The organism is Cupriavidus sp. CuC1 (genome assembly GCF_044627735.1).
Lineage (GTDB): Bacteria > Pseudomonadota > Gammaproteobacteria > Burkholderiales > Burkholderiaceae > Cupriavidus > Cupriavidus ulmosensis.
The window spans coordinates 18,059-37,199 of sequence record NZ_JBIUHC010000064.1 but is presented as its reverse complement, the minus strand read 5'-3'; the positions used below and the strand labels follow the sequence as shown (position 1 = coordinate 37,199).

General features: G+C 61.7%; 21 protein-coding genes. 7 read left to right on the top strand and 14 right to left on the bottom strand.

What is annotated here, in order from left to right:
* Nucleotides 1-93: 93 nt before the first annotated feature.
* The 9 genes from ACGLHR_RS25705 to ACGLHR_RS25665 form a co-directional block, all read right to left on the bottom strand.
* Complete coding sequence (locus ACGLHR_RS25705; RefSeq protein ID WP_400096896.1) at nt 94-339, bottom strand: hypothetical protein; 246 nt, start codon at nt 337-339, stop codon at nt 94-96.
* A gap of 78 nt (nt 340-417) precedes the next feature.
* The gene (locus ACGLHR_RS25700; protein WP_400096895.1) at nt 418-873 is read right to left on the bottom strand and encodes a hypothetical protein; all 456 of its coding nucleotides are present in this window, start codon (nt 871-873) and stop codon (nt 418-420) included.
* Between the two features lie 100 nt (nt 874-973).
* Nucleotides 974-1,216 (bottom strand): hypothetical protein, encoded by a 243-nt coding sequence (locus ACGLHR_RS25695; protein WP_400096894.1) that lies wholly within the window; start codon nt 1,214-1,216, stop codon nt 974-976.
* Nucleotides 1,217-1,301: 85 nt separating this feature from the next.
* Nucleotides 1,302-1,523, bottom strand: a complete 222-nt coding sequence (locus tag ACGLHR_RS25690; RefSeq protein WP_400096893.1) for a hypothetical protein — start codon at nt 1,521-1,523, stop codon at nt 1,302-1,304.
* Between the two features lie 29 nt (nt 1,524-1,552).
* The gene (locus ACGLHR_RS25685; protein ID WP_400096892.1) at nt 1,553-1,756 is read right to left on the bottom strand and encodes a hypothetical protein; all 204 of its coding nucleotides are present in this window, start codon (nt 1,754-1,756) and stop codon (nt 1,553-1,555) included.
* A gap of 209 nt (nt 1,757-1,965) precedes the next feature.
* Nucleotides 1,966-3,306 (bottom strand): exonuclease SbcCD subunit D, encoded by a 1,341-nt coding sequence (locus ACGLHR_RS25680; RefSeq protein WP_400096891.1) that lies wholly within the window; start codon nt 3,304-3,306, stop codon nt 1,966-1,968.
* A 143-nt stretch (nt 3,307-3,449) separates the two neighbouring features.
* Nucleotides 3,450-4,007 carry a hypothetical protein gene (locus ACGLHR_RS25675; RefSeq protein ID WP_400096890.1) on the bottom strand — a complete coding sequence of 186 codons (558 nt, stop codon included), beginning with the start codon at nt 4,005-4,007 and terminating at the stop codon, nt 3,450-3,452.
* Between the two features lie 80 nt (nt 4,008-4,087).
* Nucleotides 4,088-5,518: a hypothetical protein gene (locus tag ACGLHR_RS25670; protein ID WP_400096889.1), complete on the bottom strand. Its 1,431-nt coding sequence runs from the start codon at nt 5,516-5,518 to the stop codon at nt 4,088-4,090.
* A gap of 144 nt (nt 5,519-5,662) precedes the next feature.
* Nucleotides 5,663-5,794 (bottom strand): hypothetical protein, encoded by a 132-nt coding sequence (locus ACGLHR_RS25665; RefSeq protein WP_400096888.1) that lies wholly within the window; start codon nt 5,792-5,794, stop codon nt 5,663-5,665.
* 327 nt (nt 5,795-6,121) lie between these two features.
* Between ACGLHR_RS25665 and ACGLHR_RS25660 the strand changes: the two genes are divergently transcribed.
* The gene (locus ACGLHR_RS25660) at nt 6,122-6,640 is read left to right on the top strand and encodes a hypothetical protein (RefSeq protein WP_400096887.1); all 519 of its coding nucleotides are present in this window, start codon (nt 6,122-6,124) and stop codon (nt 6,638-6,640) included.
* Here the strand turns inward: ACGLHR_RS25660 and ACGLHR_RS25655 are convergent.
* Both ACGLHR_RS25655 and ACGLHR_RS25650 read right to left on the bottom strand, forming a co-directional pair.
* Nucleotides 6,637-8,502 (bottom strand): ATP-dependent helicase, encoded by a 1,866-nt coding sequence (locus ACGLHR_RS25655; protein ID WP_400096886.1) that lies wholly within the window; start codon nt 8,500-8,502, stop codon nt 6,637-6,639. The two genes, ACGLHR_RS25660 and ACGLHR_RS25655, sit on opposite strands and share 4 nt — an antisense overlap.
* Nucleotides 8,502-9,416 (bottom strand): hypothetical protein, encoded by a 915-nt coding sequence (locus ACGLHR_RS25650; RefSeq protein ID WP_400096885.1) that lies wholly within the window; start codon nt 9,414-9,416, stop codon nt 8,502-8,504. Before ACGLHR_RS25650 ends, ACGLHR_RS25655 begins: the two co-directional genes overlap by 1 nt.
* A 435-nt stretch (nt 9,417-9,851) precedes the next feature.
* Between ACGLHR_RS25650 and ACGLHR_RS25645 the strand changes: the two genes are divergently transcribed.
* From ACGLHR_RS25645 to ACGLHR_RS25630, 4 genes are all read left to right on the top strand, one after another.
* Complete coding sequence (locus ACGLHR_RS25645; protein ID WP_400096884.1) at nt 9,852-10,883, top strand: hypothetical protein; 1,032 nt, start codon at nt 9,852-9,854, stop codon at nt 10,881-10,883.
* A gap of 960 nt (nt 10,884-11,843) precedes the next feature.
* A complete protein-coding gene (locus tag ACGLHR_RS25640) occupies nt 11,844-12,356 on the top strand; it encodes a hypothetical protein (RefSeq protein WP_400096883.1) in 513 nt (170 codons plus the stop codon).
* Between the two features lie 3 nt (nt 12,357-12,359).
* Nucleotides 12,360-12,500 (top strand): hypothetical protein, encoded by a 141-nt coding sequence (locus ACGLHR_RS25635; RefSeq protein WP_400096882.1) that lies wholly within the window; start codon nt 12,360-12,362, stop codon nt 12,498-12,500.
* A 336-nt stretch (nt 12,501-12,836) separates the two neighbouring features.
* Nucleotides 12,837-13,370 carry an AAA family ATPase gene (locus ACGLHR_RS25630; protein ID WP_400096881.1) on the top strand — a complete coding sequence of 178 codons (534 nt, stop codon included), beginning with the start codon at nt 12,837-12,839 and terminating at the stop codon, nt 13,368-13,370.
* A 63-nt stretch (nt 13,371-13,433) separates the two neighbouring features.
* Here ACGLHR_RS25630 and ACGLHR_RS25625 read toward each other — a convergent pair whose 3' ends face one another.
* From ACGLHR_RS25625 to ACGLHR_RS25615, 3 genes are read right to left on the bottom strand one after another with little or no spacing between them, the layout of a single operon-like run.
* The gene (locus tag ACGLHR_RS25625) at nt 13,434-13,958 is read right to left on the bottom strand and encodes a FlhC family transcriptional regulator (protein WP_400096880.1); all 525 of its coding nucleotides are present in this window, start codon (nt 13,956-13,958) and stop codon (nt 13,434-13,436) included.
* Entirely contained in the window at nt 13,955-14,581 is a 627-nt protein-coding gene (locus ACGLHR_RS25620) for a hypothetical protein (RefSeq protein WP_400096879.1), read from the bottom strand. Before ACGLHR_RS25620 ends, ACGLHR_RS25625 begins: the two co-directional genes overlap by 4 nt.
* On the bottom strand, nt 14,565-15,500 hold the full coding sequence (locus ACGLHR_RS25615; protein ID WP_400096878.1) for a hypothetical protein: 936 nt from the start codon (nt 15,498-15,500) through the stop codon (nt 14,565-14,567). Before ACGLHR_RS25615 ends, ACGLHR_RS25620 begins: the two co-directional genes overlap by 17 nt.
* A gap of 647 nt (nt 15,501-16,147) precedes the next feature.
* Between ACGLHR_RS25615 and ACGLHR_RS25610 the strand changes: the two genes are divergently transcribed.
* Nucleotides 16,148-17,284 carry a TraI domain-containing protein gene (locus tag ACGLHR_RS25610; RefSeq protein WP_400096877.1) on the top strand — a complete coding sequence of 379 codons (1,137 nt, stop codon included), beginning with the start codon at nt 16,148-16,150 and terminating at the stop codon, nt 17,282-17,284.
* Entirely contained in the window at nt 17,284-19,140 is a 1,857-nt protein-coding gene (gene traD, locus ACGLHR_RS25605) for a conjugative transfer system coupling protein TraD (RefSeq protein WP_400096876.1), read from the top strand. The genes ACGLHR_RS25610 and traD overlap by 1 nt, the downstream gene beginning before the upstream one ends.
* The last annotated feature ends 1 nt before the right edge of the window (nt 19,141 follow it).

The window sequence follows — 19,141 nt, the reverse complement described above, 5'->3', positions numbered from 1 at the left end:
CTCTTTGCTTCGTCGGGGGGCAGACTTGCGATGTACAGGCAGTATGCGCAGAGCGACCCGCAGATAACACTTAGAAGGATAACCCCTGCCATCTCATTCTCCCTTGCTGATGAGCAAACCACCGAGAAATAGTAGCACGCCCCATAGGGCGAGTGCCGTCGTTTTGAGCACAACATAGCCGCGTGCGTGCCCGGCCCCAAAGGCGAAGCTCACGGCCGCAACGACACAGACAGCAGAAAGCGAATGTGCGTAGCGGGCGATGGACTCCTTCTGCTTGTTGGTCGGCGCCGTCAATCCCTGTCGCGTTTCCGCTGCGAGTTGTTTGAGATCCTTCTTCATCTGGACTCCATTTCTAAGTTCGGAGTCCGCCCCTTGCGGGTACGGGCCCGCTAGGGATGGTTGGAAAAGGGCTGCCGCTTACCGGGTCATTGGCACCAGAACGCGGGTTGCCCCGCGTTCCGCCGCTTCCTGTCTGGCGTCGGCGGTACCTCGCTCGAATGCCGCTTTCAGAGACGCGTGCGCGGCGACGGCCGGTGACAGTTCGGCGCCGTAGCGGCCGACCACGTAAGCCGCGGTGGCCGCGGCTTCCAGATCGCCTTCGTCGACCAGGCGCGCAACGCGCGCAGCCCATTCGTTCGCTGTCTCGGCATGAAGTCGCGCTGCCGTTTGCGCAGCGCGATCTGCCGTGTTGACTGCCGAGCCCAGAACAGGCCAGCTGGCCACGGTTGTGGCGGCCCGTTGACGAAAGGCAGCGCGCCTGCGCAGGAGCGCCGCGAGGAAGATGAAGAAAATGCCGACATGCAGAAAGAAGATAAAGAGCATGCGAAGCAGGGTTGCGGTGAAGCCTGCGAACAGGCGGCTTGTGCGATGCATGGATTGTTCTCCGTGGACAAATAGAAAGCGCCGCCAGAGGTGACAGCAGCGAGCGGTTGAGGCGCCGCCGTGGGGCAGGCGATGTGGGTTGGGGGTGTGACTACCGTTGCGGGGATGTGTGACGTTGTTCCAGCGCGAGCCATTGCCGGAGCCAGACATGGCGTTGGGCCGGCGAGGCTTCGAACCACTGGCTGTTCTCGCTATCCATAAAACTGAAGAACAGACCGGCGGTGTCGCCGCTGGTGATGCCCGCTGCGGCTTGGAGCGGTTGCAGCGCGCTGTCGAGGTCCGGGTATTGGGCTGCGGACTCCATCATTTCGGCGGTAATGCCATTCAGATCCATGGCGGAATCTCCTCGGTGTGGCGCGGAGCCCGCCCCTTGCGGATGCGGACCCGCAAGTGTGGTTAGATGGGCTGACCGCGGTGGCTCAGTGGTGCCGGCGGCTGGCCTCTGCCGCGTCGCCTTCAGGCTGACGGCGGACGCCGGCTTCATCCAGTGCCTCTGCGACCAACCAGACGGCACTCCCGACACGCGCATGGCCAATCTGGGTCGCTGTGTAGCACTTCCAAACTGCTTTCAACGCGGTCACCTGCTGCTCTTGCAACTTGCGCAACCGCTCGTTCTCGGCAATGAGTTCCTGTTGTGTCATTTCGAGTCTCTTTCGAATTGGCTGGGTGCTCACGTCGCCAGCTCCCAGCAGAAGCCGGCCCCGACGACATACACGGTCATCGGCTGGCCGTTCACTTCGATGGAGAGTGGGTGGAACTGCTCAATATCGTTTCCGCTGTGGATCAGAACGGCATCCTCGGCTTCGTGGTATTCGACGCCCGGCATCAGATCGACGATCCGATGCACGGACGCGAGCGGGAACAGCGGTGTCACCCAGCTGTTCCAGTAGGTGTCGTCCCATTAGGCCTCGAGCTTTGTGCCTTCTGGCGGCCATTCGGCAGTCACCTCGACGAGGCGATTGACCGGCAGGGCGCCCGGCTCATGGTTGGGACGGATCCTGCGTTGGTCCTTGTGTTGTGGCATGTTTGATGGGGTTGTTGGGCAGAACCGGCTGTGGAAGCCAGATCTTGCCGTGGGTGCCGTTAGGCAAACAGGTCGTCCGTGACCCAGGAAGGGACTTCGGCATCGATCGTCGGCGGTACCGGAGCGGTCGGGTTGTGGGTGGCGGGTACCGGCACCTGGCCAAGCGCGTCGGCGGTGTCGTGCGCGGCTTCCCGCGTCTTGAGACGCTGGATGATGCTGCTGGCGATAGCCTCAGGCGCTTCGGCTGACAGGGCCTGAAGCCGGTCGCACAAGGGCTCGAAGGGTGACTGCGTTTGCTCGCACCACATCTTGACCTTGTCGTCCAGGCTTGCGGCAGTAGAGATCCCCGCCGCGCGCTGGCGCTCGACCACCAGGGTCTTGCCCTCGAGCTTCACCTCGGCCGCGCCTTGCAGCGCTGCCTTGATCGCCGCGCGGTCCACCGACTGCAGGTATTCCTCGTCGACCAGGTAGCGCACGCGCACGAAGGCGCCGGCACAGCGCTGGCCGAATTCGCGGATCGCCTCCAGGTCGGGCGGACCATCGAATTGCAGTTCCAGCGTGACCCGTGCGGGCGTCACGAAGACCGCATACACGGCCTGGCCGGGTCGGATGTCCCAGATCAGGGCGGACTTGTCGCCATCCTCGCCGTAGTGAAAGCGTCCGATGGAGCCGGCGTAGGCAATCAGCTGCCGTCTGCCGGCGAACTCGCGCCGCCACTCTTGCTGCTTATGGATGTGGCCAAGTGCGACCGCATCGGTGTTCGCCTGGAACAGTGAGCCCAGATTGAACTCGTGGTCCTGGCCTGCCATCGGCACGCCGTGCTCGGTCAGACAACCGTCCACCGTGCCGTGGCCGATCAGCAGCGTCGGCACGCCTTGCGCGAAGAGCCGGGCATTGACGGACCCGAACAGGGTCAGCAGCTGATGGAGCGCCTGGCCAACCTCGGCAGCGGCGTGTTCCGCGCCAACCGTGGCGATCAGGTCTGCCTTGTTGACGGTCGGCAAGCACGTGACCACCAGATCGGCGGGCGCGTCCCAAGTCAACCCGTTGCTGTGCCACTGGCCTTGCACCAGGGCGATTTGGCCGATCCGGTCCGCGATGGCAATGGGATGCCGTGCGCCGACCAGTTCCAGGACGCGCAGCAAGCCCGGAGGCTCGTGCGAGAAGGTGCCTTGCAGCATGAGGACCGGGCAGTGATTGGCCAGCCGCTGGATCTGCTTGGCCAGTTCCCGGAAGGCCGGTTCGTGGGCGTCAAGCGCATGGTCGGTGGCGTCGCCGGTGATGACTGCCGCCTGCACGCCGGTCTCGATCGCATGGTCGACCGCAGCGCCAAAGCAGCGGTTGGACTCTGCGAGATTTTTTGCGGAGTAATGCAGATCACTCATGTGAGCGATTTTCATGGAGGTTCCTCCTTACCTGCCGCGTACGCGGCGAATGGAAAGTGAGGGAACAGCTTTCCGTTGCGCGCTAGGAAAACGCGTAAGAGAAAGCCCCCGAACGTCGGGGGAGGGCGCGGTAAGCCAACGAAGGCACGCGCGATTGTTTAGAGGATCGCGGCACAGGGTGTGCTCGCCGATCCCGCTGACTCGCAATCGTCGCAAGTGTCGGTCAGGCCGCAGAATGGACATTTCCCATCCATTGCGTCGGACTTATCCTGCGCGGTCCAGTTAAAGGGGCGGACTTCCTCGCCCCTCGCCAGATTCTGGTTGAAGGTATCGTCGAAGGGGCCATTCTTGGCCTCGTCCTCCTGACGGTGCTGGGCTTCGTATTCCAACTTAATCTCGTTGTGGATCTCCCTCCAGACAGCCGGGCAATGCTGGCCGTCCTCGTGGAATGGACTGATTGCGATCTGGCGCCAGTGCTCGAAGGCATCGACGTCGAGGATCTCGATGTCGCACGCACTGCACAGCTTGACGCGATCGCCTGCGTTGGCATTAATAAAGGCGTGTCGCAGCAGCTTGGCCTCGAGCAGTCTCGCAGCCCAGAGCCGCCAGATGGTCTCGGCCTCTGTGTCGGTCTCGGCGGCGATCAGCGTCGTGCACAGGCGGACCCGATTGCGGTCATGCTGGCGCACATGCAGCACCGTGAAGATTGCGGTCATGATTACCTCTCGATGGAATAGGTTGAGCGCCCCGTGCCGATTGCCGGCACGGGGTTGGCGGTGTGTGCCACCGCGGACCGCTAGGCGGGGAGTTGCAGGTCGTCCAGGAAGCTCAGCATCAAGCTGCTGGCATAGTTCGCGCCACGCTCGGCCAGCGCCTCGAGTTCGCCGGTGGCGGTCGCCAACTGGTCGATCTTGTGCGTCCAGCCGTTGCCCAGCTTCGCCTTGAAGTACTGCTTGCGCAGGGTCTCGTCGACGCCGCTCACCAATGCCGCGATCTCGAAACGCAGGCGGGCGTTGACGTACTCACCGTCGTTGCCCAGGTTGCGGAAGACGGTATGGACGGCGTCGAGCGAGGCATTGGTGCGGGACCAATCCTGCCCATACCGCCGCGTGGCCCACTGGCTGATCAGTTCGGGGTCGCCGTTGCTGTCGTTGACGGCACGCAGGACCCGGGCTTGCAGCTCGGCGTCGTAGTCGCCCGGAGGATCGGCCGCCAGCGTGGCGGACGGCGTGTTGCCGTCTGTCGGCATCTCGGTAGCCTGGCGACCGGGCGTGGTCTCGGCCAGCCAGCTCTGGGGGGCGGCGGGAGCCAAGCCGAGCGACAGCGCCGGAGCGGTGTTCAGGCTCAGTGCCTTCGCCATGTCCAGATCCGCGGTGAGCTTGGGCACCCACTGCATACCCAGGCGTTTGGCACCCTGGTCGTCGTAGTACGTCCGCGTCTCCTGCACCTTGGTGAGCCAGTAGATCGGCTTGCCCGGCTGGAACGGATTGAAGCGCGGGATGGTGCCCAGCGCGGCCTTGATGCGCATCAGGTCGGTGAAGATGCCTTCGGCGGCGTACTGGCTGGTGGTTGCGATCGATACGGGCCCAACGGTCGGAATGCCGGGGATATAGAACTGCAGTTCCCCGCGGAACTTGCACTGCCCTTGCAGATACTCGGGGCAGCTATCCGGCATGCACTCGCCGCGCGGCACCAATTCGCGCCGGGGATGAAACTTCATCCGCTGCGCGCGTTGCTGCTGGACCTGCTCGGGGGTGACCGGCTCGCGGTACATGCAGTAGCGCTTGCCGTCCTTGCCATAGCGGGACTCGTAGTTGACCGCGCCGCTGTAAGATTTGAAGGCATGCGGGAAGAAGTCGAGCAGTTGATCGGTGTGGAAGACGATCGGGAAGCGGTAGAGACGGGTTACGTCGTCCTCGCGCTGCTCGCCGTAGGTGTCGAGGATGTACCGGGCAAATTCCGGCATCTCGAAGTCTGCCCCGGAGACGTTGAAGTGGGGCGTGTTCACGGGACGGGTGGGATAGGCGATGTTGCACTGCGCGGCGATGGCCGCTTCGGCATCCTTGAACTTCTGTTGGCCGGCGAGCGCCGGGGCGAAGAGGGAGACGGCCTTGGGGTTCTTGGCGGCGGCCGCGGTGAGCAGCTTGGTGCCACTGCGGATGCGGCCCGAGATATTCAGTCGCGCGGTGCCATTGTTGAGTCGGTCCGACAGGATGGACTTCTCCATGATTTTCTCTCCATGACGGCATCGCCGTAACGGTTTATCCACCAGCAAAATCCGGTGGATCTTCATGTGTGCCTCGGAGAGGCTTGGGAAGTCCGTGTGCCTGTGCACTGGAATGGCTAGGCCATTCCGCTGCGTCGGCAGCTGTTATTCGTCATCCATGCTGTCCTTGTCGTGTGAGAAGAAGAATGGATCGATTTGCGGGTTGTGATCGGACCGGTTGCGTGTCGCGCAAGCGAGGATCAGCACGGCCAGGATCAGCACGGCGAGGATTTCCATGTTGATTTGCAGGGAAGTGAAGGGACGCCAAGGCGGGCCGGAATGGCCTGAGGCGACAATCGAAGGGGAGGGCGCGGCGTGTGGGCAGGCGAACCCAACCCGGAGAGGCGAGGGTGCCGGCACGACAAAACGCCCAAATTTTGTGAGTCACCCAGCAAGTCCGCGCCGAATCTTGTGCTGTTTTGCTGGAGACACATTGCCGCTTGCACGGCTGAAGAGTGGATTCATCATAAGGCGTAGCGCCGGCAAAGGAAAGCGGCGAGTCGCGTGCAATTTCAAGCCGGTTTCGCCCTGACTGGGTACGAGCGAAGCCCTAATAATGCTGCCATGGACCAGAATCCCTCGCTCGTCATCAAAAATTCGCATCGGATCGAAGAGGTGCGAACCCCCGTTGAATCACGCGCGACCTTCCAGCTGCGGACGGCGCTGGTGTGCCGCCTGGTCAGACGGGATTTTCACCTGTTGGCCACGAAGATGCGAGCCTTCGCGCAACTGCGTGGCTACCTGGAGGCCCTCCGCCGGGACCTGGATCAATTGGAGACGGAGATCGATCTGCTGGACGCTCGCTGCCGCGCCATCCACCCGACGACCACCACGGTGATCTACGCCGAGGTGGCGTTGCGGATGGTCTCGGGGGAAGGGGCACGTCTGTATCGGCTGCTGCGCCGCTTCGACGAGGCCTATGGCTGCCTGTATGTGGCCAGATTTGAGGGCCGCATTGATCGGGACCAGCAACTGGCCGTCTTGCCGCCGGTGCTGATGGCGTATGGCGCGGTCAAGACCAGTGCGCTGCGGATCCCGCGCAAGACGGCGCAGGAATTGGCGGACGAACACCGCGTCGGCTAGGAGCTGGGCACTTCCCCGGCGGGAGCGCTTGGCCGGCTCGACGTCTTGTACTTGCCTTCCGGCGCCCGCTCAATCCCGGTCTCAGCGACGAACAGGCTGGTGCGGCGCTTGCCGGCCGCGCTGATCCAGAGCTGCTCGCGCGCCCGCGTCATGGCGACGTACATCAGGCGCCGTTCCTCTTCCAGCGACCCGTGTTTCGAGGGCCACGCCTCCTCCTCGGCGCCGAGAATCCAGACCCGATCGAACTCGAGCCCCTTGGCGCTGTGGGCGGTCATCAGCGATACCTGCACCGCGCGGTGCCCGGATTCATCCTTCTTTTTCTTCTGGCGAGCCAGGCGCAGCTCGTCGAGCCGCTCCTTCGGGCCCTTGCCGGCGGGGTGGTAGATGGCCGCGGCGACCTCCAGCATGCGCTTGGTCCGGTCGTCCTTCGCATGCAGCAAGAGCCACTCCTGAATCCCGAGCAGCATCAGGTGGTACAGGCCCTCCTTGTTCAGGGAGGACCAGGCCTGATGGCGCTTGGCAAAGTCCTTCCAGGTGGCAATGCCGTCCGGGGAGAGGGTAGTGGTCTCGAAATCCTGCTTCGCGCCGATCCGGATGGCATTGCCGAAGAGCTGGTGGATCTGCGCAAGGTTGTCCTCGGACAAGCCGGCCCAGCCGAGCACCTGGTCGACGGCCCGGGCACTCTGCGTGGCCACGGTGTCGATGACGGCGCCGAACAGCGCCACCTCTGGCTTGTCCAGGACGGACTCGCCGTCCGCCCGCCGATAGGGTATCTGCCGGGATACCAGCATGGCCTCGATCAGGTCAAGGCGGCGGTTGGCGCGCGTGAGCACCGCAAACGATGCGCCATCCGTCCCCGCGGCGGCGATGGCGTCGACGCAGGCTTCAGCCTCGAAGTCGAAGTCGCTGAAGCGCTCCCACTCGACGCGCCCGCCCGAGCCCTTGGCCGCCTGCAGAAGCTTGGGGATCCGCCCGAGGTTGGCCTGCACCATCCTGCCCGCGGACGCCAGGATCTGGTCGCGGCACCGATAGTTGATGCCCAGCAGGATGGTGCTCGCCTGGAATTCCTTGGTGAACATCTGCATGCACTCATAGCCGAGCGCCCGGCGGAACGCATAGATCGACTGATCGTCATCCCCCACGGCGGTGATCTGGCTGCCGGCGGCGCCGTGATGCGCGCCCCAGCGATACTGCACCAGGTCGGTATCCTGGAACTCGTCGATCAGCAGGTAGTCGACCGGCAGCGGTGTCATGGCGCCAGAGAAGAGGGCTTCGTTGGTCTTCAGGAGAACGTCCTGGAAGTCCACCTGACCGTTTCGCTCAAGGATGCGCTGATAGGTTTCCAGCAGTTCAAGGTGCGCGTCCGCGAGGCCGTGGCCCTTGCCGGCCGCCTTGGCGTCCTCAATCAGGCGCGTGGCCTCGTCCAGTTCGATCTCGAGGCCGGCTTGGGCGATGGCCCGCCGCAGATAGAAGCGCCGCTCGCCTTCCCGCACGATGTCCCAGGCGCGGTCGCCATAGGGCGAGCGCATGTCCGCCAGGATGGCGCTGCCGAAGCCGCTGCGCCCCTTGGGGAAGCTCATCAGCAGATCGATCGAGTGGAAGGTGCCGACGAGCAGGCGCGGCTTGGCCGCGTCGCCGGCGATGGCGACGATGCGCTCGCGCAATTCCAGCGCGGCGTCGCGCGTGAAGGTGACGGCCGTGACGGTCGAGGCGCCGTCCGACAGCAAAAAGGCCGCTTTCGCGGCCAGGGTCTTGGTCTTGCCGGAGCCGGGGCAGGCCACGGCAAGACAGTGGGTGCGGCAGCGCGCCGCCTCGAGCTGCTCGGGGTTGAGGCCCGCGAGCAGGCGTTCGTCGCACGCCATCAGATCTCGGCGAGTAGCGTTGCGTCGGTATCGCCGGCGCCCGCGCTTTCCGCCAGGCTCGACTGAAGACCGCTCACGGCCTCCACGATGGCGTCGTCGCCCTTTGCATTGGCGTCCGTGGCCCGGCGGCGGCCGCGCGGAACCTGGCCGCTGGCATTCCTGGCCCGTGAGGTGTTCATGCCGATATTGGCCCGGGCGGCAAAGCGGAAGATCGGGCGAATCTTCTGCTTGGCCTGATAGCGCATCTGGTCGACCTCGTTGGGGTCGATCTTGCCGTTCCATTCGAGGTTGACCATCAACGCCAGCAACTGGTCGTACATCGTGAATACGCGCTGCAGTGCGAGACCTTCACGGGAGCGGATCTGGATGGTGTCCTCATACGTCGGCGCAGTGTAGGTTACGTCGATTGCGCCATCTTCATAGGCGTCGGCGGCGACAAGCGCTTGCGTGGCCTCCAGGTTCTTGCGCACCTCCACCTCGACGTCTGCAATGAGAGCCTGGAGCTGCTCACGCAGCTTGGCAGCGCGGTCTTCGCCGATGATCGCGTCTCCACGGCGGCGCATGAGCTCGGCGCCCTTGTCGATGATGTAGAAGAAGCGGGTGAATGACGAGGCCACCACTTGATCGTTGAGGACCACGTGCTGTTGGACAGATGGAATACCCGCAATCTTCCGCTTGAGTTCCTGCTTGCCGCGCTCGCGTTGTGCGCTGGCGCGACGAATCAGATCGTCCGCGCGCGCCTGGTCGGTAGCGCTGTCAGCCGATGCGGAGACCGCGTTGCCGCCGGCGGCCTCCGCGGCCTCGGCCGCCAGCGCGACGCGCGACTCTTCGGCGGCCTCCAGCAGTTCGTCCGGCTCCGTGCCCGGGCCACTCGCAAGCCCGTCCTGGATTGTGTGAATGGCAGTGAGGGTCATCGTGATTCTTCCTTGTGTAGGTGGATGCCACTCAATCGTGCGTGAGATGCGCGGCCAGGCGCTGCCAAGTACATTGCTAAAACGTGCTTGATTTGCCAATCGAGCGCTGTACGCTGACGGCAGCCCGGCGTGCTCCACATCGAGGAAATTGCCCACGTGGGCAAGAAAATCTAGCGTAAGTCATTGATTGATAAAGTGCCACCGCGACAAAACGGCCAATAATTTGCTCAAAATTCGCCGGGTAACCCCGTTTGCACGAGATGGAGAATCCCAATTCCGCCCGCACTTCACAACCTATTCGGCGCTGATCTCCGATGGGCTACGTGGTCAGATGCCGGTATGAGTCCAAACATCGAACGTGCACGTCAGCACGCCAACGCCAGTATCCGCTGTCTACTTTTCGGGGTGGCTATCTCATTGCCACCGGTGAGCGGTATGGCATATGCCCTCTTGCCATGGATGACGGACAGGCAATCCCCGAAGGCCCGATATGCCCGCGCATTTCCGGTGTATCTAGGGGTCGCGTGGTGTGTTGCTGCATCGGCCTACCTGTCGGGCGCACCGTGGTGGCTCGCGGTGTTTGTCCAGTTCGGCTATGCAATGATAATGGCATCGCCGGCGCTTGTGCCTGGACCTTGGTGGCTTCGCTGCGCGATGCAATTGCTCATGCCGTCATTGCCGCCACTCGCCTATTGGCTGCCATTGCCGCCGCTTGCTGCGGCAGGGTGGCTATTCCCTGCTAGCGGATACATCGGAGTCGCCCTGTATGTGACCGTCGCGCTGGCCATCGTAGGTTGGCGACACGTCGGCGGCGCGGGAAGGGGTATGTTGGCCACGTGCCTGTTGGCAAGCGGGCTGCTTGCCGTTGCCCTTAACCTGCGGGCGATATCGGATCCGCCGAAGGCTGTGGTCGGATGGCTTGCGCTGCAATTCCGCTCCGCCCCGCCGGTGCCCCGCACCTTCGAGGAGGCGGCGGTTGCGATGATCCGACTCGCAGACACCGTGCGAAGCGCGAAGGCTCCAGTCGTGATCGCACCGGAGAACTGGCTCGGCGCCTTGCCGCTCGCAGCCATGCGCAATCTGAGGACGGCATTGCAGCCCGGCCAGCACCTCCTGGTTGGCGGCATCCGGATGCATGGCGGTACTCTGCGCAAGGGCGTTTGGCATTTGCCTGAGGGCACTTTCACGTCGGCAATTGCACCCATTCCGCTGGTCGAGGAATACCCAGCTGATTACGCGAGAGCAGGCAGCGTGATCGACGTCGCGGGCCAGTTCGCGAGTCTGCTTGTTTGCTTTGAGGGCAGCACATCGCTTCCGCTCTATCACCTTCACTACGGCACCCCGGTTATTCTGGTAGCGAACGGATGGTGGGATACGCTGGGCGCACTAGCGATTCAACGTTCGGTGGCAAGGTCATGGGCCCGCCTCTTTGCGAGCCCTCTTCTAATCAGTGAAGCAGTGCATTGAGCTGGCGTCGACATCGAAACACGCATATTTTTGGGGAGAACTTGAGTCCCACGGTGGCAACGTTTTCGCGTTCAATACCACCATGCAAATCGACCTCAGCCCCAGCATCGCCGCCCTCATCGGCTCGCAAACTGTAGCGAGGGTGCCGGCTTCTCACCCTACCGAAGTAGGGCAATCTGAACGCGAAGAAGTTCCGCAGACGCGCGACAAGCGTGAGGTGACGCGCAACCCAACCGCGCCCATGCGACAGCGGTTGGTGCGTGTCCTGAAGTGGTGGTCGCGTTTCCGAGCGCAGAACGGCGTGTACGCCTATCTTGCAATACCGGTGCTTGTTGGAATCGGCGGACAGCAGTATCTCGAGCATAGCCAGCAACAGAGCCGTCAGCAGGTGGTAGCGACCCCACGACCGACTGCGGCGGCCCCGGGGATTCCCGCAGGGGCGTCAGATGGCGCCGCCGGGAAAGTGGTTGCATCCGATGTTCGAAAAGATGAAGGCGCTGCAGGGGGCCAACCTCTGTCGAACGTGCGTCCCGCTCCCGCCGAGCCTGGTACAGCGGTCGCCACACCAGCGCCTGCTGCCCCACTGAGTCCCACGCCCGCCTATGAGCCGGCGCAATTGCCCGCAGCAAAGGATGCATCCACGCCGCCCGCCCGTGCTGTCGCATTGCCGCCCGCGATGCCAGCAGCAAGCGGCGATGGGGCATTGATTCCGCTACCGCTACCGCTACCGCTACCCGCGCCTCCGCCGAATGCCGGGAATCAGGGGCGGCCTGCCAGGAGCATGCAGGCTGGAGATGAGGCCGCCGGCGTAAAGGTGACATTGAAGGGCGCGGCTGCGCCGGCGACGAAGCCCGCGAATCCTGCCTCGACAAAGGAAACGCCGCAAGGTCACCCAGAGAAGGGGGCCAACGCCACGGCGGAAGCCGCCCGGCTTCAATCCCAACCTTCATCTTCCGCGAAATGAACAACGTCAGTCCCTTACCGAACATCGCCGCCATTGTTCCTGCGCAGCCTGCGACCAGTGCTGAGTGCCCTGGCGCCACCGACGCAGCGACACCGGGCTATCGCATCGATGGCAAGACGCTGGTGATCGACCATCAGGCCGAAGATATTCGCCACGTCCTCAAGGGCACTTGCGTGATCAGAGGTGACGTCGATGTGCGTGAGGGTGGCCTATATCTAGCCGGTAGCGTCCCGGAAGGAAGGATTGACATTCCGGATGGCACGTTGATCCTCGCCGAAGGCGCGGAGATAGGCGCAGTGATCACGGTGAAGCGACTGTTCAACCTCGGCACTGTCCGGACGACGACGGTGACCGCGACGGAGCTACTGGTGAACTGGGGCCATATCGATGCGGAAGAGGTCGGGACGGCATCGCTGCGCAATGGCGGAACGTTGGTCGCCCAAGAGGTTCGGTATTCCGACATGGAGTCTGTCGGCGTCCTGCAAGGTAACCTGTCCCGCGTGAGTTAGAGAATGCTTGACCGCAAGCTGCTGCCGTCGATGCGCCGCCGCTGGACCTGTGCGCGCCTTGTGGGGGTGTTCATGGTCCTGTGGGTGGTCAGCGACGCGGTGGACTGGCGGGAAGTGTGGGCGCTCGTTCGCTCCAATCTTTAAAAATTATGACCGGGCGGGAGTCGCCACTGCACGGGTTTCTAGTCGTACAACGGCGAAGATAGTGGTCAACAAGCGATACGGGAAACTCAAATGGCAACGTCAACCTGATAGGAGAAGGTTGTGGACCCAATCAGATCACTCGAGTACATCGGCGACGCGACGGACAACCTACGGGACGCGCGGGCGACGCTCAACGCCTTACGGCGAACCGATCCATCAGTGTTTGAACGATTGCTGGAGCAGGGCCTAGTAAAGGACATCGAGACCATGATTGCTACACTCTCAAAGTTCCGGGGGGGCGTGCACGCTGAAGCCTTCGGCCGTGCGGCGTAGCCGATGAGCCGCCTGTGCCTGATTGGATTGCACGGTGCCGGCAAAAGCACCGTTGGGCAGCTACTGGCCGAGCAAGGTTACTGGCATATCAGTATCGGAGCGCTGCGAAGGCTTGCGAGAATGGGAATGCAACCTAGCGATATCTCGGTGCGGCTGATGGCCAGGCTGCGAGAGGCGGATCCGGGGAGACCGTTGCCAGACGATGTTGCCGCGGCGGTGGTCGAGCTGGCAATGGCAAGGCCTCGTGTGGTCCTGGACGGCTTACCGTCGAGCCCATCGCATTTGGTGTTGCTCGATTCTAGCTGGCGGATCGTTCTCGTGCAGGCCTCAGATAAGCAGAGGCGGGATCGCCTTCGGCAGCGGGCCGTGGTGTCGCGACGCGCATGGACGGCCGGAGGTATGTCCGCGCGCGATCTTCAGTTGGAGAGTGTCCTTCAGGCCGCCGGCGTGCGGATTGAGCGTTTCGATAACGACCGCGATCTAAATGCATGCAGGGAAGATGCCGCCATTCTATCGTCCCGAACAAACGTTCGTTAACGTCCTCGTTGTCCAGCGCCACGCACCCAACGGGGCGTGGCGCTACCGGTGAGGAACGGCGGCCTAACTCTCGGACTTGCAATGCGGGCAAATGAAGGATGGTTCACGTACTGCGCCGAGAACCTCTAGACCGCAGGAGCGGCAAGCCTGCATGGCAACCGGCTCTCCAACACCTGCCGCACTAAGGGTGCCAAAGTCACCGGAGCGCTTGACAAGATAGAGGGCACGCTCGGGATCCACCAGGCGCTGCGTATGCAGCCGGCCACTAGCTCCCCCATAGATGTTCGAATACACCTCGTACGTCGCGATGAATGCCTGTTGGGCCGAGTACCCGCGCTGGGTGGCGCGAGCGTAGAGCCTCAGGAGAATGCTGGCTTGAAGTTGCCGTGCTGGACGCTCGGTGTACCAGTCCAGGGAGTGCGGTGTCTGCCCTGAGGGGGACGCGGTGCCGTTGATCTCCTTGTATATGTCACGCGCGTCGGAGAGCCTGATACCGGTGGCCGACGTGATGGTGACGGCCCGAGCCCCCATCAAGCATAGCATTCGTGCCTGGCGCATTTTGACGCGGCTTACGGGTGTCTCTTTCATTGCGGGATCCCAACGTTAAAGCCCGCTAGGAAGCGGTGCGTCATGGCCATCGCTCCGATCTCCCCGTCAAGCAGTGATCTGGCCAAAGCGGCCGGTGTGGCGAATCGAAAGACCCACAGCGGGGCTGGAATTCTATCGATGGGGTCCAATTGACTCTGCTTCACTCTTGCCAACAGGTCGAGCGTATCCGGCGGTACCCCTATCAACTCCGGCGTTAGACCGTCGCAATGCCGTGATGCGGTGACCAGTGCCTTAATAATCGCCTTGTTTGCCTTTTGTACCTCGCTGAGGACGAGTTGGGGTACTGCTTGAGCGGCCGGATCACCCGCGAAAGTCCGAACAACGACGCTCCCAGTGAGAACGCTATTCAATTGACGACCGCTGAGCGTGAAGTCCCATAGGGGGAGTCCGACTTGATAAACAGCATCGAGTTGGCGCGGAGATGCCTCCGCGAACAGTTGGAGCGTGCTCCTTGTTACTCCGATGAAGTCCGGGGCGGGTCCCTCCCCAGCATAAGCGGCGGTAATGAGCGCCCTAACTACTGCTCTGTTCGATCTCTGGATCTCCCCGCGAACCAATTGCGCCGCCACGTCGTCAGCAAATCCTTCAGGGATGCGATCCATTTTTCCCCCTGCCGCAATATTGATCGATGGTGTGTAGCATGCCGGTCAGGTTCTCGGTCATCGCGGCGAGCACCTGCTTCGACTCAGCGCTCAGCAAGGTAGTCTTAAAAACGAGCGTCTTGGATAGGGAGCCACAAAACGTCTGGAAGTCGGACTGCAGGTTGCGAACTTCGTCGTTCGCGCTTTTTGCTTGGGCCATCTCGTCCTCGACTTGCCTTCGCGTCGCTTCAGTGTCAGCAAGTTTTTGAGTCGCTTTGGCCAACTCGTGCTTGATTCGATCAAGCTCCGCACTACGGATAGCGACGATCTCTTGCTCAGTCAGCGGGCGACCCGGTTGACGTTCTGCTGTCTGCTCGGCCTTTACACGATCCGCTTCAACTTGAAGGGTCCGAATTGATTCCTCCAGTGCCAGTATGTCCTCCGTAAGGCTATCGGCGCGGCGTTGGGCTTCAGCAGCGATGTTTGCAGTTTGGCTTTCTGCCAATCTGCTCGCAGTCTTTTCGTTCTCCAGATGATCAATCTTCGCGCTCAACTCGCGCTCGACCTCGGCATGCTCGTGCTTTTGAACCTTGATTTGTTCCTGGGCCGCAGCCAGGCTCTGCTCAAGGCGCGCCTGGGTACTCATCAGGTCCTTCACCAAGGCTTCATTGATTGGCTCTCCGCGTGAGGCCCGTTCTCTAACCTCGCAGAGAATCTCCTCACTCGCTCCGTCGAGCAACTGGAAGGCCGTGACGGTCGTAGCGTCGCGGAGAACGCTGGGATCCTCCATGCCGTTGCTCGCGACCAGGTAGACGGATGCCACCTTTAGGTATCTATAAAGCGAAGTACGGGCGAAGCCTAGAGTGTCAAGGGCGATGTCCTCAAACTTATCACCCATTACAGCTTTTAGCTTTCTAAGGGAAAGGCCCAGCTCAACCACCTCCCTTGCCAGTCGTCTCTTCGTGGCAAAGATCTCTGCACAGAGTGCGTATACCTCACCTCTGATCTCGGGAGGGAGATCCAGGTCTACGGGTAGCTCAAACCTGCCGTTCATTCTGTTAAGCATAAATCCTCCGTTCCACAATCAAAACTACCATCCACTTGTCCCCTCTCGATGGTCACCCACGAACAAGCAAATGCAACTATTGAATGCTAGCGAAATACCAAAAGATTTTGTGGGAGGCCCCACGCGAGTGGGGAAAACTTGGAATTTGCTCGGTGAGGAGCCGAGAGTCGCTGTCCGTGCAGAACCCAGAATCGGCATGTTTAGCCGGCCAAAATTGAGCAATTTATTGGCCGACTGAATCTTTTGGCTCTTTTGGAATCAAAGACTTAACGGGAATAAATTGTGCCCACGTGGGACAACCTCCGACAGCGTGGGCCATCTAGGATTGAACATTTTCGACCGCCTCATGCCAGCTGCTGCAAAGTCGAAGTGGCGAATTTTGATCAAAAAATTCGCCGAGCATATTGTCCTATCTTCAATGCAAAGCCAAAGAAAAGTACACAGCGTGTCGCTAAGTCGTGATGGAATTGGCGTGGGAATCGTCGACTGACTGAAATCAAAGAGCGGCAAGATGGGTAGCCATGGAACTCTCATATCAGTCATCCGCTACGCTGCTTTCCTCTCTTGGCAGCGACCTCTTGGATACGTTGCAATCTGCGTCCGGATTCAACCGAGCGCAATTTGACCGGCATGTGCAGCCGTTGCTGGACCGCTTGGCGATGTGTGTGCTGTCCCTTCCTCTCGCGCGAGACGCGTACTGCGAGCACGGCGGCGCGTTGCGCTTCGGCGTGATCAGCGGAATGATGGCCTTCCGCTTGGCGAACGATGCGATCTTCGCCCCTAGTCATACTGCTGAGATGAGGCGGGCCTTGGACCCGCAGTACCGCTACGGTGGATTCGCAGCGGCGCTCGCATCCGTGCCGGCGATCCTTGAAGCCGTTGCGATCGTGACGGTGGCCGGAAGGCGCTGGTCGCCGATGAACCAGGTATCGCTGGCGCGCGCGTTGGAGGAGGCTGGAGTGCAAAACTTCACGGTGTCCTGGAATCCTTCTGTCCGTGCACCGTCTCGAATGGTGGCGGCGCTGATCGCAGGTCGCTTCTTTGAACCGGGCTTGTGGGGAGATTTCGAGGAGTCGGTGATCGCAGCGATGGTCGACTCGATCCTTCCGGTTCGCGGCAAGATCGCGGTCGAGTCGCCGCTATGCCGCGTCGTGCGAGTGGCTCAGGACAAGGCGTTTGAGATCGACGTGAGGGAGAGAGCTAGGCGTATTGATCAACTGGGCCAGTCCCAACTCTCGCTGAGCGAAATCCTCGCCTTGCCCGAGGCGGTGGTGCCGACACGCGTCCCAGAATTGCCGCGGGCACCAGTCCAGCCGGCGGCGCCGGCGCCACCACCCGCCTCCTCGGCTGGTCAGGCTGAAAGTACGGTGGCCTTTAATCCTGCTGCCGCGCCGTCGATGCAGCAACTGAGCCCGCTACTTAGTGATTTGCTGAAAGCCATCCGAGTCGATAAGGACATAGCAAAGATCCGCATCGAGTGTCAATTTAACGAAGACAATATTCACTTCCCGAAGAAGGCACTCGGTCGCTACGGAATGTCACAAGCAGCGGCGATGAAGCTGCTCGTCGAGGGAGGCCTGGTAAAGGATCAATCGACCACGCACTTGATTCTCCTGCGCTGGGTTGGCAAAGCGCTATTCGAGGAGGAGACGAACTGATGCGCTCCTATCGAGATATGTTCCGCCCGAACTACGACGTCGCGACCGCGGGCGTCTGGGCTGGGTCCGCGATGTTCCTGTCGGCGGCGCAGCCTCCCCTTTGGTGGGTCGGCGCGCCATTCGGGCTCGCCCTCGGTGCGCTGCGTGCGCACCAGGCTCTCGATATTTATCGGTTTCGTATCTCGCTGTCGGTGCTGCGCGCCGAGAAGCTCGCGGTGAGCGAGGTATTGGTGCATTCTCGAAGAGAGAGGGTGCCTCGGGACCCGGACAGCGGGGAACAGGGGGCCTTCTGGCTAGGGAGGGGCTTTCTCTGGAAACAGCGTCACGCCGAACTCGCTCGGGAGATTCTCAGCCGAAATCCCGAAGAACTCGGTACATTGCCGCGCTGGCTTCCTAACAGCGTGGTGCGGCACATCACACCGCCGAACTCCGTCCTGCTGAAGGAGGATGCCATTGGCGTACCGTGGATCCACGGCATGGAACCTGCGGAGATCCCGGTTCGTCTGCCGTTGGATTCCCTTCCCGGCCATACCTTGATCGTCGGGACCACACGGAGCGGTAAGACTCGCCTCTACGAACTCATCTCCACGCAGATCATTGATCTTCCCGGAAGCGCGCTCATTGTTCTGGACCCAAAGGGCGATCAGGACTGGGAGCGTCGGTTGCGAACAGAGTGCAAGCGGGCGGGGAGGAAGTTCCTCTACTTTCACCCGGCGCATCCGTCCAAGTCTATCCGTATCAATCCGCTCGCCAACTGGGGCAATATCAGCGAGGCGGCTACGCGCATCACCAATCTCGTCGAGGCGGATGAATCGTTTCGGTCCTTTGCCTGGAAGTCATTGTTTCGCGTCATGTCCGGGATGGTTGCGTGCGGTGAGAGACCGAACATACGTAAAGTGAGGCGCTATATACAGCTGGGCGTGGAGCCGTTACTCGAGCAGTTGCTGACACAGCGCTTCTTCGCTGCAGAGGGTGCGTCCTGGGACCGAGATTTGATGAGTGCCGGTGGCGGAGCGGCGGGCCGGGCAGTGAGCCGCCTTGATCTCATGGTCCAGAAATACAGGGCCGAGGCGGAGAACGTCGACGAGGTCATCGACGGACTGGTCGCCATGGTTCTGCATTCGAAGGAGCACTACTCGAAGATGATCCAGGTTCTGGAGCCGATCCTGGAGAAGCTTGGTTCCGGTGAGCTCGGTGCAATGCTCTCTCCCAACCCGGAGGATGTTGGCGACGCGCGTCCGATTTACGACACTGCGAAGATCATCAACGAGAATGCCGTGTTGTATATGGCAACGAACTCCCTCGCCGACGGCATCATCGGCTCTGCGATCGGCAGTGTCTTTCTCGCCGATCTAGCATCTGTGGCGGGCGCGATCTATAACACAACCGGCAAGACAGACGTCTACCTTATGGCCGACGAGTCAGCGGAGCTGACCAATGATCAAGCGATCCAGATTTTGAATAAGGGCGGTGGCGCCGGCATCAAAGCCTTCATGGCGACGCAGACTGAGGCGGATTTTATCGTCCGGCTTGGGTCACGGGAGAAGGCACGCCAGATGCTCGGGAACCTTAACAACGTGATTTGTTTGCGGGTGAAGGACTACGAGACAGCGAAGTGGATTTCGGAGAGCTTCGGCAGCACGATCGCGCGGAAGCAGTCCACTTCGTTCTCCAATACCTCCGAGAGCTCCACCGCCTTCACCGAGTTTCGGGGCAGCACAGGGCGAGCGATCGAAGATACAGACTCGCCGTTTGTCTCGCCGGACCTGTTGACCAGATTGCCGGGTCTACATTACTTTGCTTTCCTCGGCGGCAGCACGTTGTACAAGGGGCGCCTTCCACTGATTGCGCAATAGA

Bases quoted from the DNA above. Each gene is read 5' to 3' on its own strand.
- ACGLHR_RS25610 (WP_400096877.1), top strand. From the start codon at position 16,148: ATGGAACTCTCATATCAGTCATCCGCTACGCTGCTTTCCTCTCTTGGC.
- ACGLHR_RS25660 (WP_400096887.1), top strand. From the start codon at position 6,122: ATGGACCAGAATCCCTCGCTCGTCATCAAAAATTCGCATCGGATCGAA.
- ACGLHR_RS25675 (WP_400096890.1), bottom strand. From the start codon at position 4,007: ATGACCGCAATCTTCACGGTGCTGCATGTGCGCCAGCATGACCGCAAT.
- ACGLHR_RS25645 (WP_400096884.1), top strand. From the start codon at position 9,852: ATGGCATATGCCCTCTTGCCATGGATGACGGACAGGCAATCCCCGAAG.
- ACGLHR_RS25625 (WP_400096880.1), bottom strand. From the start codon at position 13,958: ATGAAAGAGACACCCGTAAGCCGCGTCAAAATGCGCCAGGCACGAATG.
- ACGLHR_RS25700 (WP_400096895.1), bottom strand. From the start codon at position 873: ATGCATCGCACAAGCCGCCTGTTCGCAGGCTTCACCGCAACCCTGCTT.
- ACGLHR_RS25640 (WP_400096883.1), top strand. From the start codon at position 11,844: ATGAACAACGTCAGTCCCTTACCGAACATCGCCGCCATTGTTCCTGCG.
- ACGLHR_RS25670 (WP_400096889.1), bottom strand. From the start codon at position 5,518: ATGGAGAAGTCCATCCTGTCGGACCGACTCAACAATGGCACCGCGCGA.
- ACGLHR_RS25705 (WP_400096896.1), bottom strand. From the start codon at position 339: ATGAAGAAGGATCTCAAACAACTCGCAGCGGAAACGCGACAGGGATTG.
- ACGLHR_RS25655 (WP_400096886.1), bottom strand. From the start codon at position 8,502: ATGGCGTGCGACGAACGCCTGCTCGCGGGCCTCAACCCCGAGCAGCTC.
- traD (WP_400096876.1), top strand. From the start codon at position 17,284: ATGCGCTCCTATCGAGATATGTTCCGCCCGAACTACGACGTCGCGACC.
- ACGLHR_RS25635 (WP_400096882.1), top strand. From the start codon at position 12,360: ATGCTTGACCGCAAGCTGCTGCCGTCGATGCGCCGCCGCTGGACCTGT.
- ACGLHR_RS25650 (WP_400096885.1), bottom strand. From the start codon at position 9,416: ATGACCCTCACTGCCATTCACACAATCCAGGACGGGCTTGCGAGTGGC.
- ACGLHR_RS25695 (WP_400096894.1), bottom strand. From the start codon at position 1,216: ATGGATCTGAATGGCATTACCGCCGAAATGATGGAGTCCGCAGCCCAA.
- ACGLHR_RS25690 (WP_400096893.1), bottom strand. From the start codon at position 1,523: ATGACACAACAGGAACTCATTGCCGAGAACGAGCGGTTGCGCAAGTTG.
- ACGLHR_RS25630 (WP_400096881.1), top strand. From the start codon at position 12,837: ATGAGCCGCCTGTGCCTGATTGGATTGCACGGTGCCGGCAAAAGCACC.
- ACGLHR_RS25680 (WP_400096891.1), bottom strand. From the start codon at position 3,306: ATGAAAATCGCTCACATGAGTGATCTGCATTACTCCGCAAAAAATCTC.
- ACGLHR_RS25665 (WP_400096888.1), bottom strand. From the start codon at position 5,794: ATGGAAATCCTCGCCGTGCTGATCCTGGCCGTGCTGATCCTCGCTTGC.
- ACGLHR_RS25620 (WP_400096879.1), bottom strand. From the start codon at position 14,581: ATGGATCGCATCCCTGAAGGATTTGCTGACGACGTGGCGGCGCAATTG.